Origin of the sequence: Phytopseudomonas daroniae (assembly GCF_004327285.1) — a bacterium.
Taxonomy (GTDB): domain Bacteria; phylum Pseudomonadota; class Gammaproteobacteria; order Pseudomonadales; family Pseudomonadaceae; genus Aquipseudomonas; species Aquipseudomonas daroniae.
On the sequence record NZ_QJUI01000018.1, the window covers coordinates 58,760 to 71,905 of the forward strand.

Below are 13,146 nucleotides of genomic sequence, written 5' to 3' on the forward strand. Positions count from 1 at the left end.
CGCCGAGGTAACGCTGCCTTGAATCAAAGAGTTTATAGCCCTGATGTTCGATACCTTTCAGCCCGAATCCCTGGTCGCCAGTCTGCGCCCCCTGACCAGCGCGGCGTCGTTGTCGCCCGCGGAGCTTGCCTACCGGCAGTTTTACGGATTCGTGCCGCAGGAGGCAGTCGAAAGCTGGCTGGGCTGGTTCGAGGCGGGCGGTTATCGCATCGCTGCCCAGGTCTGGAAACCAGACGCGCCGCGTGCGACCTTGCTGTTGCTGCACGGCTATTACGATCACAGCGGCCTGTATCGGCACGTGATTCAGTGGGGTCTGGAGATGGGTTTCGCCGTGCTTGCCGTGGACTTGCCCGGGCATGGGCTGTCCAGCGGGCTTCGCGCCAGCATCAATGATTTCGCCGAGTACCAGACGGTGCTGGGCGCCGCGCTGCAACAGGCTGAGGCACTGGGGCTGCCGCAACCCTGGCACCTGTGCGGGCAAAGCACCGGCGGGGCGATCCTGATCGACTACCTGCTCAACGGTAAACCGCTGGATGCGGTGGGCGAGACTATTTTGCTGGCACCCTTGGTACGGCCGTGCCGCTGGAACTGGTCGCAACTCAGCTATCGTCTGCTACGCCGTTTCGTTCAGGAGGTTCCGAGGCGCTTCAGCGAAAACTCCAGTGACCTGGAATTCCTCGACTTCCTGCGCAACCGTGATCCCTTGCAACCGCGCATGGTACCGACTGTCTGGGTCGGGGCGCTGAGCCGGTGGGTGCCGCGTATCGAGCAGGCGCGACGCAGCACGCGCAGCCCGCTGATCATCCAGGGCGAGGCGGATATGACGGTGGACTGGCGGCACAACCTCGGCGTGCTTCAAGACAAGTTCAGTGCGCCACGCATCCTGCGCCTGCCCGAAGCCCGTCATCACCTGGCCAACGAGGTGGCGCCGATACGTCAGCGCTATTTCGATTATCTGGGTGAGCAGTTGAGCTGAGTTTAGTGGGCAGGTGCCAGGCTGTTGGCGTTCTGGCCAACCGCCAGGCTGGCACGGATCGCTGCCAGTGCGGCTTTGTAGTAAGCCGCGCCTTCGCTGGATTGGGCGAAGGTGACGAACTCCTCCAGTTCCGGATCGGAAAGCCTGCGGTAGACGTGCAGCAGGGTGTTATCCAGATCCTTGTCGATCTGCGCCATCAGGCGTTGGCGCTGGCCGTCGAGCAGGCCTTGTGCGGCACCGGCCCCCAGCAGGCCTGGAATCATCTGGCTGAGGCTGTCGGCGGCGACACCCGCCAGGGCCAGGCTGATTTCCGCACCTGCCTCGCTGGCCGGCAACGCCTGGGCCAGGTGGCGGATCAACAGGCGGCGTGTGGCATCCGCCTCACTGAGTGGCAGGCCGTCTGCGTACTTGGCCAACTGATCCGGGCGCGTGGCGAGCAGTTCTGCCTCGACGATCTTTTGGCCCAGGGGGGATTCGAAGAAGCGCAGGGCAGGCGTCGGGTCGACCAGATTTTCGCGCAGGCTGCTTTCTGCCCGCTGATCCATGGCGCTGGCCGCGAAGCGCTGGTTGCTGTTACTCACCAGTGCCTGGTAAACCGCCGGCGGCAGGCTATTGCTGTAGCGGGTCTGGGCGGCGCTGAGGGCATCGCTGAAGTGTGCACGTTGCTGCGGCCAGCCAGCTTTTTCATACAGCTCGGCATGGGGCTCGGCCAAAGTGGGAAGGCTCAGGAGCAACAACAAAAGACAACACAACGCGCGCATAAGGACTCCGGTCTGAGGCGGCTATTTTCGGCAGCCAGGTGGAGCTTGTCGAGGTGTAGTCGACACAGGGTAGAATCTCGTCATGACGACCGACATTTCCGATTCGCTGCTGAGCCGCATCATTGATGACCTTGCCGAATTCGGATGGTCGTTGCAAACCCGGTTCGCCCCCCTGTCTCTGACTCGGCAATTGGCCGAAGAGTGCCGCCAGCGTATTTCCCAAGGCAGCCTGGCGCCGGCCGGCACGGGCCGCAGCCACGCCGTGGCGGTGCGTGAAGGCACGCGTGGTGATCACATCCAGTGGCTCGAGGCCGGGCAGTCGCCGGCCTGCGATGGCTACCTGCAACTGCTCGACGAACTGCGCGTGGCGATCAACCAGAACCTCTACCTGGGGCTGGTGGACTATGAGAGCCACTTCGCCTTCTATCCGCCCGGCGCTTTCTACCTCAAGCACCTGGATCGTTTCCTCGACGACGACCGCCGTGCGGTATCCGCAGTGCTGTATCTCAACGACGACTGGCTGCCCGAGGAAGGTGGGGCGTTGCGCCTGTACCTGGCCGACGGGCAGGTGCGCGACATCATCCCCGAGGCCGGCACGCTGGTGGTGTTCCTGTCATCCGATGTGCCCCATGAAGTGCTGCCGGCCAGCCGTGATCGGTTGTCATTGACCGGCTGGTTCCGCCGTCGTGGCGATGGCCCGCTCTAGCCTTGCTACGCCGCGGGCAGGTGCTCAACGAACACGAGTTGGACGCGGCTGAAGCGGCCTTGCGAAAACTGGACGGGCAGAAATGAAGAAGGGAGGCCGAGGCCTCCCTTCTCCGTTGCAACGGCGTGCTTAGAACAGAACGCGGCTGCGGATGGTGCCGTTGACGTGCTGCAGCTTCTCCAGCGCCAGATCCGAGTACTCGGCGTCGACGTCGATGACCACGTAACCGACTTTCTCGTTGGTCTGCAGGTACTGGCCGGAAATGTTGATGCCGTTGTCGGCGAACACCTTGTTGATCTCGCTCATCACGCCTGGAACGTTGGCGTGGATGTGCAGCAGGCGGTGCTTGCCAGCGTGCGCCGGCAGGGCCACTTCCGGGAAGTTGACCGACGACACCGACGTACCATTGTCGCTGTACTTGACCAGCTTCTCGGCCACTTCCAGGCCGATGTTGGCCTGGGCTTCGGCGGTGGAACCGCCGATGTGCGGGGTCAGGATCACGCGATCCAGGCCACGCAGCGGGCTCTCGAACACGTCGTCGTTGGACTTCGGTTCGACCGGGAACACGTCGATGGCGGCGCCGATCAGGTGCTCGTCCTTGATCGCGGCAGCCAGGTGATCCAGTTCGACCACGGTGCCACGGGCGGCGTTGATCAGGATGCCGCCCTTCTTCATGGCGCGGATTTCCTTCTCGCCGATCATCCACTGGGTGGACGCCAGCTCAGGCACGTGCAGGGAAACGATGTCGCACTGGCCCAGCAGATCGTGCAGTTTGCCGATCTGCTGTGCGTTGCCCAGCGGCAGCTTGGTTACCACGTCGTAGAAGAACACCTGCATGCCCAGAGCTTCGGCGAGTACCGAAAGCTGGGTGCCGATGGAGCCGTAACCGACGATGCCGAGCTTCTTGCCGCGGATCTCGAAGGAGTTGGCTGCCGACTTGATCCAGCCGCCACGGTGGCAGGAAGCGTTCTTCTCGGGGATACCGCGCAGCAGCAGGATGGCCTGGGCCAGTACCAGCTCGGCGACCGAGCGGGTATTGGAGTAGGGCGCGTTGAACACGGCGATGCCGCGCTCGCGGGCTGCGTTCAGGTCGACCTGGTTGGTACCGATGCAGAAGCAGCCGACGGCGACCAGTTTCTTCGCACAGTCGAAGACCTCTTCGGTCAACTGGGTGCGCGAACGGATGCCGATGAAATGCGCGTCGGCGATCTTGGCCTTCAGCTCCTCGCCGGACAGCGCGGTCTTGAGGTACTCGATGTTGGTGTAACCGGACGCCTTCAGGGTATCCACTGCATTCTGGTGGACGCCTTCGAGAAGAAGGAACTTGATCTTGCTCTTGTCGAGAGAGGTCGTGCTCATCGGAGTACCTGTTGTCCCACTAAATTAAGTGTCAGGAGAAGTATCGGCGCTGGCGCCAATGGGCCTGCAGCTCGCGGCGAAGCGCGATTTGCGGGGTGCATATGCTAGCATGGCTTCCCTTTTCCTTGTTCGGTTGCGACCTGAACGGTTCTCAGGGCGACCATGAATGTTTCGAGAGTTGAAATGACCGATCACCTGCCGATTGAAGAACTCAAAACCTTGGTCGAGCCCGGTAAGGTGCTGACCGACGCCGCGTCCCTGGAAACCTACGGCAAGGACTGGACCAAGCACTACGCGCCAGCCCCCAGTGCCATCGTCTTCCCCAAGAGCATCGAACAGGTGCAGGCCATCGTGCGCTGGGCCAATGCCCACAAGATCGCCCTGGTGCCCTCGGGCGGTCGTACCGGCCTGTCGGCGGCGGCAGTCGCGGCCAATGGCGAGGTGGTGGTGTCGTTCGACTACATGAACCAGATCCTCGACTTCAACGAGTCCAACCGTACCGTGGTCTGCCAGCCGGGCGTGGTCACGGGCGCGCTGCAGCAGTTCGCCGAGGACAAGGGCCTTTATTACCCGGTGGATTTCGCATCCGCCGGCTCCAGCCAGATTGGCGGCAACATCGGCACCAACGCCGGTGGCATCAAGGTGATCCGCTATGGCCTGACCCGCAACTGGGTGGCCGGCCTGAAAGTGGTCACCGGTACCGGCGAGCTGCTCGAGCTGAACAAGGATCTGATCAAGAACGCCACCGGCTATGACCTGCGCCAGCTTTTCATCGGCGCCGAAGGCACCCTGGGCTTCGTGGTCGAAGCGACCATGCGCCTGGATCGCGCGCCGCGCAACCTCACCGCCATGGTGCTGGGTACGCCGGATTTCGATTCGATCATGCCGGTGCTGCACGCCTTCCATGGCAAGCTCGACCTCACCGCCTTCGAGTTCTTCTCCGACAAGTGCCTGGACAAGATCCTCGGCCGTGGCGACGTGCCGGCGCCCTTCGAAAGCCGCACGCCGTTCTACGCCCTGCTGGAATTCGAAGCCGTCAACGAGGATGTGGCCAACGTCGCCCTTGCAACCTTCGAGCATTGTGTCGAACAGGGCTGGGTGCTCGACGGCGTGATGAGCCAGAGCGAGCAGCAGCTGCAGAACCTGTGGAAACTGCGCGAGTACATCTCCGAGACCATCAGCCACTGGACGCCGTACAAGAACGACATCTCGGTGACGGTCTCCCAGGTGCCGGCGTTCCTCGCCGATATCGATACCATCGTTTCGGGCAGCTACCCGGATTTCGAAGTGCTCTGGTACGGCCACATCGGCGACGGTAACCTGCACCTGAATATCCTCAAGCCCGAAGCGCTGAGCAAGGAAGAGTTCTTCGCCAAGTGCGCCACCGTCAACAAGTGGGTGTTCGAGACCGTCGAGAAGTACAACGGCTCGATCTCCGCGGAACACGGTGTGGGCATGACCAAGCGCGATTACCTGGAGTACAGCCGCTCGGCGGCAGAAATCGGCTATATGAAAGCGGTCAAGGCGGTCTTCGATCCCAACGGCATCATGAATCCAGGCAAGATCTTCAACTGAAAGCGACAAGCTTCAAGACGGATGGTCGCCCCCCCCACAAGCTTCAAGCGAGCGTGCGTCCTGCTTTATTCTTGCGGCTTGCAGCTCGAGGCTTGCCGCTTCCGGAGGAATACTATGAGCTACCTGCACCAGTATATCGATGGCACCCGTATCCACTTCCCGCTGGGCAAAGTGGTGTGCGTCGGCCGCAATTACGCCGAGCACGCCAAGGAACTCAACAACCCGCTGCCGACCGAGCCGATACTGTTCATCAAGCCCGGTAGCTGCGTGGTGCCGCTCGAAGGTGGTTTCAGCATTCCCGATGACCGTGGTTCGGTGCATTACGAGGCGGAGATCGCCGTGCTGATCGGCAAGCCGCTGTCGCGCCAGCCCAGCGAGGAGGAGGTGCTGGATGCCATCTCCGGTTACGCCCCGGCCCTGGATCTGACTCTGCGCGAGGTGCAGAGCAAGCTCAAGGACAAGGGCCATCCGTGGGAGTTGGCCAAGGCGTTCGACGGTGCCGGCGTGCTTGCCCCCTTCGTTCCTGGTGACGCGGTGGAAGACCTGGCCGCCATTGGCATTCGCCTGAGCATCAATGGCGAAGTGCGCCAGGACGGCATCAGTGGCGACATGATCTTCCCCATAGTGGCAGTGATCCAGGCCATGAGTGGCCACTTCAACCTGCAGCCCGGCGATGTGATTTTCACTGGTACGCCAGCGGGTGTAGGGGCGCTGAACAAGGGCGACGAGATCGTTCTGGAACTGGTTGGCCACTCCAGCTTCGCCAGCCGGGTCATCTGATAGGCGATAGTGGACGGTCGTAGGATGGGTGCAACCCATCGGCAATTGATGGGTTTCACCTGCGCGGCCCGATCCGTCCACCAACCTAGCGATCGCAATGGTGGATGAAAAGAGCGTCATCCACCCTACATCTGCTTATGCCGTGCAGCGACCATCGGCCCTGAACCCGGGCTCTTGCCAATTAAGCTTCGCTTAAGCCGGCTTTAAGCCTGGCTTCAGCTCCGCGACTTAACCTGACCCCGTCATCTACAGATAGAGGGTCATCCCCATGAAAGCTCCCGCACTCGCACTGCTGCTCGTTCCGCTGTTCTCTTCCGTTGCCATGGCTGCCGGCTACACCGGGCCAGGCCAGGTCGCCCAGGTCACCACTGTCGAGCAGGCGCTGAAAGCCGCCGACGATACCCCGGTGGTGCTGCAGGGCCAGATCGTCAAGCGTCTGCAGGACGAACTCTATGAGTTCAAGGACGCCACGGGCACCATCCACGTGGAAATCGACGACGAAGACTGGCCACCACAAGCCATCTCCGAAAAGGCCACCGTCAAGCTGACCGGTGAAGTCGACAAGGATCTGAACAGCCGCGAAATCGATGTCGATATCGTCGAACTGGTGAAGTAAGGCGCGCGCTGTTAGCGTCCCCCACCGCACTGAATGGCCGCCTCTCGGAAACCCGAGGGGCGGCGTTGTCGTTTTTGCCGATGGATATGTGAACCGCCATGCGTCGTCTGATTTCAATCAAGGGATTATTCCTGCTGCTGATGCTTGCCCTGCTGGCTGTGCTGACCGCTGCAGGCCAGCAGTTTCGCCTGTTCGAGCGGGCCTGGTTCAACTTCAACCAGCCAGCCGAAGCGCCGTCTCACTCGCTGTGGCTGAGCGACTACAAGGTGGTGATCGAGGCGCAGCGCATCGAGGGGCTGGAGGACGACGTTTCGGCGCTGACCTACGACCCGGATCGCAAAAGCCTGTTTACCGTGACCAACCAGCACCCCAAGCTGATCGAGCTGTCCCTCGACGGCAAGGTGTTGAGGCAGATCGAGCTGATCGGCTTCGGCGATCCCGAGGCCGTGGAGTACGTGGCACCGGGGCGCTTCGTGATCGCCGAAGAGCGTGCGCAACGCTTGGTCGATGTACGTATCGACGATGACACCAGGTCACTCGATGCTGCCGACTGGCAGCAGATGTCGCTAGGCCTGGAGATGGGCACCAAGAACAAGGGATTCGAGGGGCTGGCCTATGACCTGATCGGCCAGCGGCTGTTCGTGGCGAAGGAGCGAGATCCGCTGCGGGTCTACGAAGTGCATGGCTTCCCCAATCTCGACCCGGATAGGCCGAACCCGGTGCAGATACGCGACGACCGCAAGCGCGATGCGGGAATTTTCGTGCGTGACCTTTCCAGCCTGCATTACGACAGCCGCACCGGACACCTGCTGGCGCTGTCGGACGAGTCGCGACTGGTCGTCGAACTGGCCCAGGACGGCAAGCCGATCAGCAGCTTGTCGCTGTTGCGGGGGCAGCAGGGGCTGAAGGCCTCGGTACCGCAAGCCGAGGGCATCACGGTGGATGATCAGGGCAGGCTCTACCTGATCAGCGAACCCAATCTTTTTTATGTGTTCAGCAAGGACGGCGAGGCAGATTAAGTCTGCTTGCCGCTCGACAATATCTGGCAGGCCGCAGCATCGATGCTGGCTTTATCGAACTGGTGAAGTGAGGCAAGGGCTGTTAGCTTCCATTCGCCGTACCTGAATGGCCATCTCTCAGCCTCACGCCGAGAGGTGGTTTCGTCGTTTCCGCGGACAAGTGAGCCGGTATGCGTCGTCTGTTTTCCCTGAAGGGATTGTTTCTGCTGTTCATGCTCGTCGTGCTGTTGCTGCTGGCACTCTGGGGGCAGGAATACCGGGTGTTCGAGCGTGCCTGGTTCAATGTGCAGCAGCCGGACGAGGCTCCGGCCGAGGCGCTCTGGCTCGACGATTACCAGGTGGTGCGCGAGGCCCAGGTGATCGAAGGCCTGGACGACGACGTATCGGCGCTGACCTACGACCCGGTACGCAAGAGCCTGTTCACCGTCACCAACCAGCAGTCCCGGCTGATCGAACTCTCGCTCGACGGCAAGGTGCTGCGGCAGATCGAGCTGGTCGGCTTCGGTGACCCGGAGGCAGTGGAGTACATCGCGCCCGGGCTCTTCGTGATCGCCGACGAGCGCCCGCAGCGTCTGGTCGAGGTGCGCATCGACGACGCCACCACGCGGGTGGATGCCGCGGATGGTCAGCAGCTTTCGCTGGGGCTGGAGATGGAAGCCAAGAACAAGGGCTTCGAAGGATTGGCCTACGACCTGGCAGGCAAGCGTCTGTTCGTCGCCAAGGAGCGCGACCCGCTACGCATCTACGAAGTGCATGGCTTCCCCCATGTCGAGCCGAGTACGCCTTCGGTGATCCGTATCACCGATGACCGCGAGCGCGACGCCGGGCTCTTCGTCCGTGATCTGTCCAGCCTGCAGTACGACGCGCGTACCGGGCATCTGCTGGTGCTGTCCGATGACTCACGCTTGCTGGTGGAGCTCGATGCCGAGGGCGAACCGATCAGCAGTCTGTCGCTGATCGGTGGGCAGCAGGGGCTGAAGGAGTCCGTGCCTCAGGCCGAGGGTATCGCGCTGGACGAGAACGGGGTGATCTACATGATCAGCGAGCCAAACCTGTTCTACACCTTCGAAAAAAAGGCCGAGTGACGACTCGGCTTTCCAGGTCACGCACATGACGTAGCCTGGATTAGCCGCAGGCGTAATCCGGGTTCAAGGTGTAATCCGGGTTCAGCGTGTCAGCGATTTCACACCCTCGGCGGTGCCCAGCAGCAACAGGTCGGCCGGGCGGGCGGCGAACAGGCCGTTGGTGACCACGCCGACGATGGCGTTGATGTCGCGCTCCAGCTTCTGCGGGTCGGTGATGCTCATGTTGTGCACATCGAGGATAACATTGCCGTTATCGGTCAGCACGCCTTCGCGGTACACCGGGTCGCCGCCCAGCTTGACCAGCTCACGGGCCACATGGCTGCGGGCCATGGGAATCACTTCCACCGGCAGCGGGAAGGCGCCGAGCACAGGCACCAGCTTGCTGCCGTCGGCGATGCAGATGAAGGTACGGGCCACGGCGGCGACGATCTTCTCGCGGGTCAGGGCCGCGCCGCCGCCCTTGATCAGGTTCAGGCGTTCGTCGCTCTCGTCGGCGCCGTCGACGTAGAACTCCAGGTCGCTGACGGTATTCAGTTCATACACCGGAATGCCGTGGCCCTTGAGGCGTGCGGCGGTGGCTTCGGAACTGGCCACGGCGCCGTCGAATTCCATCTTGTGCCTGGCCAGGGCATCGATGAAACAGTTGGCCGTGGAGCCGGTGCCGACCCCGATGACGCTCTTGGCGTCGAGCTTGGGAAGGATGAAGTCGACGGCAGCCTGGGCCACGGCTTGTTTGAGCTGATCCTGGGTCATGCGGGTTCCACGAGAGAGAGTGGGGAAGCGGAGCGGCCATTATAACCGGCAAAACCCCGGAATTCGTATGGTCGCTCGGCGGATGGCTGCGGTAGACTCCGGGGTTCCCCGTAAAGCCGCCTGCGATGCCTGCCATGCTCGAACAGTACGTCAAGAAGACCCTGACCTCCCGTGTCTATGACGTTGCCGTGGAAACCCCGCTGCAACCCGCTCGCCAACTTTCCGAACGCCTGGGCAATCAGATTCTGCTCAAGCGCGAGGATCTGCAGCCGGTCTACTCGTTCAAGATTCGTGGCGCCTACAACAAACTGGCGCAATTGACCCCCGAAGAGCTGGCCCGCGGCGTGGTCACCGCCTCGGCTGGCAACCACGCCCAGGGCCTGGCATTGGCCGCCAAGCACATGGGCGTGAAAGCGACCATCGTCATGCCGCGCACCACGCCTGAGCTCAAGGTTCAGGGCGTGCGCTCCCGTGGCGGCAAGGTGGTGCTGCATGGCGATGCCTTTCCCGAAGCATTGGCTCACTCGCTGAAACTGGTCGAGGAAAAGGGCCTGGTGTACGTCCATCCCTACGACGATCCGCACGTGATCGCCGGCCAGGGCACCGTGGCGATGGAGATCCTCCGTCAGCACCAGGGCCCGCTGGACGCCATCTTCGTGCCGGTCGGTGGTGGCGGTCTGATCGCCGGCATCGCCGCCTACGTCAAATACCTGCGTCCGGAGACCCGAGTGATCGGTGTCGAGCCGGACGACTCCAACTGCCTGCAGCAGGCCCTGGCCGCCGGCGAGCGGGTGGTGTTGCCGCAGGTCGGGCTGTTCGCCGATGGCGTGGCGGTGGCGCAGATCGGCCAGCACACCTTCGATATCTGCAAGCTGTGCGTCGATGAAGTGATCACCGTCAGCACCGACGAGATCTGCGCGGCGATCAAGGACATCTACGACGACACCCGCTCGATCACCGAGCCGGCCGGCGCCCTGGCCGTGGCCGGGATCAAGAAGTACGTCGAGCGTGAGAACATCAGCGGCCAGGTGCTGGTGGGCATCGACTCCGGCGCCAACGTCAACTTCGACCGCCTGCGCCATGTCGCCGAGCGCGCCGAATTGGGCGAGAAGCGCGAGGCGATCATCGCCGTCACCATTCCGGAGAAGCCGGGCAGCTTCAAGGCCTTCTGCGAGGCCATCGGCAAGCGGCAGATCACTGAATTCAACTACCGCTATCACCAGGACGGCGAGGCGCATATCTTCGTCGGTGTACAGACCCACCCGGAGCACGACCCGCGTGTGGCGCTGGTGGAAAACCTGCGCGGGCAGGGCTTCCCGGTCATCGACCTGACCGACAACGAGCTGGCCAAGCTGCATATCCGCCATACCGTCGGCGGCCATGCCGCTGCCGTGCCGGACGAATGCGTATTCCGTTTCGAGTTCCCGGAGCGGCCGGGCGCGCTGTTCAACTTCCTCAACAAACTGGGCGGGCGTTGGAACATCACCCTGTTCCACTACCGCAACCATGGCGCTGCCGATGGGCGTGTGCTGGCTGCCCTGCAAGTGCCGGAAGACGAGCGCCATCTGCTCGCGCCAGCGCTGGATGCCATTGGTTACCCCTACTGGGACGAAAGCGACAACCCGGCCTACAAGCTGTTTCTCGGTTAGGTAACACGGCCGGTGGGGTAGGCGATGAGCGTGGTGTTTTTCCCGGCTATACCCATGAATCAGCGGCTGGCGTAGATCACGGTACCGCTCGGTATTTACCGGTATCGTTCATCTCCGCCAGCCTGAACCATACCTATAAGGAAAACCCTGATGGAGCATTATCTGCTGTTGAGAGTTCTTCACGGCCTGCCCGGCATCTTGCTGCTGCTTGGCGTGCTGGCCCATGCTTTCATGCTCTGGAAAGCCTGGCGCAACGGCGATAGCGTCGTCTTGCAACGCAAGTTGCAGCGCACCCGCACCATCAGTCTGCCGGTATTCGCCCTGCTGGCGCTGAGTCTGCCGGTGACCGGCTGGTGGATGGTCAACCTGGCCGGCTGGCCGCTGAGCCAGACCTGGCTGTTGCTGGGCAGCATCCTCTTTGCCGTGTTGATGATCGCCGGCTTGCTGCTGCTCGGGCGTCTAGGCGTCTGGCAGGTTCTGGCCACCGGCCCGGTTCCGACCAAGCTGCTGCGTTTCGTGGTGGCCTATACGGCGCTGATCGTCGTATTGCTGTTGGCGATCATGGCCGTCATGGGCGCCAAACCGACCTGATCAGCTGCGCGCCTGGTTCGCGCGCCGCAGCCAGCTCAGGGCCAGCAGCAGGTAGATCAGCGATCCGCCCCAATACAGCCAGGCGAAGCCGTCGACCAGCCCTATCAGCAGGTAGGCGAGCAGCGGCCCCAGTGCGGCGCCCAGATCCTGGGCTATCGAGTAACGCGTCATGAAGGCGACGACATTGCCGGCACTGGCAACATCGCTGGCCAGCGCGTCTGTGAGCGTGGTCAGCGCCGTCGCCAGCAGCATCACCAGCAGGGTCACGGCGATCCAGGGTAGCAAGGGCAAGCCGCTGGCCATCAAGCCAAAGCTCAGGGCGGCGCCCAGCAGCGCCCAGCCGTAGAGTTGGGAACGGCCGCGCGGGCCATCTGACCAGGCGCCGAAGCGCCGGCCCAGCCAGGGCTCCCATGACCAGCGCAGCGCCTGCAGGATGCCGGATAAGGCGGTGGCGCCGAGCAGCAGGCCGAAGAGGTCGAGCTGGCTGCCATAGAAGTGTTCGATCAGAGCGCTCAGTGTCGCCGCCAGTACACCCTGGATCAGCATGGCGATGCAGAAACCACTGGCGATCACCCGATACGTGCCAACTATCCGCGTGCCATCTCGTGAGGTGCGGGTACTCTGCGTGGCCGTTACCTGTTGTTCGCCGTAGCTCGAGGGCAGGTGGAAGTGACGCAGCAGCAGTGGCACCCCCAGCAGGGCCATGCCGGCGAAGCTCAGAGCCAGCGCCGGCAAACCATAGAGTGGCACCAGCAAGCCGCCAAGCAGCATGCCGGCGAGGCTGCCGAGCCGATAGAGACCGTTGTACAGACCCATCGACTGGCCGCGTGACTGCCCGTTCGAGCAATAGACCACCGCCGACAGGCCGCCAATCCGAAAGAACGACCAGCTGATGCCCCAGGCCGCGCGCAGCAGCAGCCAGGCGAGAAAGCCTTTGGCGATACCGTAGCCGAAGGTCGTGGCGGCGCCGAGCACGGTGGCCAGCAGCAACCCGGTGCGCAGACTGATGCGTTGGTACAGCCAACCGATCAGTGGGTTGAATGGCAGGCGAATGAGGCGGTTGACCGACAGCAGCACACCGACCTGCCAGAGCGCATCGAGACCGACTTCGCGCCAGTAGACGGGCAGGGCGATATACAGCATGGAGTCGCCGGCCAGGCACAGGGCAGTGGCCAGCGCGACCACCACGAGCGGTCGCGAAGCGCGTTGATCGATGGGTAACGACATGTGGCTCCTTGCGCGTGCGTGGGCGGTGCCCCGGCACAGGCTGGCCGCG

General features: G+C 62.8%; 13 protein-coding genes. 9 read left to right on the top strand and 4 right to left on the bottom strand.

The window, feature by feature from the left end; all coding sequences use genetic code 11:
* Positions 1–43 precede the first annotated feature (43 nt).
* A complete protein-coding gene (gene bipL, locus DNK06_RS19345; protein ID WP_131181632.1) occupies positions 44–976 on the top strand; it encodes a phospholipase BipL in 933 nt (310 codons plus the stop codon).
* A gap of 2 nt (positions 977–978) precedes the next feature.
* Here bipL and DNK06_RS19350 read toward each other — a convergent pair whose 3' ends face one another.
* A complete protein-coding gene (locus tag DNK06_RS19350) occupies positions 979–1,737 on the bottom strand; it encodes a DUF2059 domain-containing protein (RefSeq protein ID WP_131181633.1) in 759 nt (252 codons plus the stop codon).
* 82 nt (positions 1,738–1,819) lie between these two features.
* On the opposite strand from DNK06_RS19350, the gene DNK06_RS19355 reads away from it, so the two are divergent.
* On the top strand, positions 1,820–2,443 hold the full coding sequence (locus DNK06_RS19355) for a 2OG-Fe(II) oxygenase (protein WP_131181634.1): 624 nt from the start codon (positions 1,820–1,822) through the stop codon (positions 2,441–2,443).
* A 129-nt stretch (positions 2,444–2,572) separates the two neighbouring features.
* Here the strand turns inward: DNK06_RS19355 and serA are convergent, their stop codons facing one another.
* Positions 2,573–3,802 (bottom strand): phosphoglycerate dehydrogenase, encoded by a 1,230-nt coding sequence (gene serA, locus DNK06_RS19360; RefSeq protein WP_131181635.1) that lies wholly within the window; start codon positions 3,800–3,802, stop codon positions 2,573–2,575.
* 183 nt (positions 3,803–3,985) lie between these two features.
* On the opposite strand from serA, the gene DNK06_RS19365 reads away from it, so the two are divergent.
* The 5 genes from DNK06_RS19365 to DNK06_RS19385 all read left to right on the top strand — a co-directional run bounded on the left by DNK06_RS19365 (position 3,986) and on the right by DNK06_RS19385 (position 8,877).
* On the top strand, positions 3,986–5,377 hold the full coding sequence (locus tag DNK06_RS19365; RefSeq protein WP_131181636.1) for an FAD-binding oxidoreductase: 1,392 nt from the start codon (positions 3,986–3,988) through the stop codon (positions 5,375–5,377).
* Between the two features lie 114 nt (positions 5,378–5,491).
* Positions 5,492–6,157, top strand: a complete 666-nt coding sequence (locus DNK06_RS19370) for a fumarylacetoacetate hydrolase family protein (RefSeq protein WP_131181637.1) — start codon at positions 5,492–5,494, stop codon at positions 6,155–6,157.
* 268 nt (positions 6,158–6,425) lie between these two features.
* Positions 6,426–6,773, top strand: a complete 348-nt coding sequence (locus DNK06_RS19375; protein ID WP_131181638.1) for a NirD/YgiW/YdeI family stress tolerance protein — start codon at positions 6,426–6,428, stop codon at positions 6,771–6,773.
* A gap of 98 nt (positions 6,774–6,871) precedes the next feature.
* A complete protein-coding gene (locus tag DNK06_RS19380; RefSeq protein ID WP_131181639.1) occupies positions 6,872–7,792 on the top strand; it encodes an SdiA-regulated domain-containing protein in 921 nt (306 codons plus the stop codon).
* 170 nt (positions 7,793–7,962) lie between these two features.
* Positions 7,963–8,877, top strand: coding sequence for an SdiA-regulated domain-containing protein (locus tag DNK06_RS19385; protein ID WP_131181640.1), 915 nt, complete (start codon positions 7,963–7,965; stop codon positions 8,875–8,877).
* Positions 8,878–8,958: 81 nt separating this feature from the next.
* Here the strand turns inward: DNK06_RS19385 and rpiA are convergent, their stop codons facing one another.
* Positions 8,959–9,630, bottom strand: coding sequence for a ribose-5-phosphate isomerase RpiA (rpiA, locus tag DNK06_RS19390; protein WP_131181641.1), 672 nt, complete (start codon positions 9,628–9,630; stop codon positions 8,959–8,961).
* Between the two features lie 134 nt (positions 9,631–9,764).
* On the opposite strand from rpiA, the gene ilvA reads away from it, so the two are divergent.
* Positions 9,765–11,279, top strand: coding sequence for a threonine ammonia-lyase, biosynthetic (ilvA, locus tag DNK06_RS19395; RefSeq protein WP_131181642.1), 1,515 nt, complete (start codon positions 9,765–9,767; stop codon positions 11,277–11,279).
* Positions 11,280–11,429: 150 nt separating this feature from the next.
* On the top strand, positions 11,430–11,870 hold the full coding sequence (locus tag DNK06_RS19400) for a DUF2269 family protein (RefSeq protein WP_131181643.1): 441 nt from the start codon (positions 11,430–11,432) through the stop codon (positions 11,868–11,870).
* On the opposite strand, the gene DNK06_RS19405 is transcribed toward DNK06_RS19400, so the two are convergent.
* Positions 11,871–13,097 carry an MFS transporter gene (locus tag DNK06_RS19405; protein WP_131181644.1) on the bottom strand — a complete coding sequence of 409 codons (1,227 nt, stop codon included), beginning with the start codon at positions 13,095–13,097 and terminating at the stop codon, positions 11,871–11,873.
* Positions 13,098–13,146: the final 49 nt, after the last annotated feature.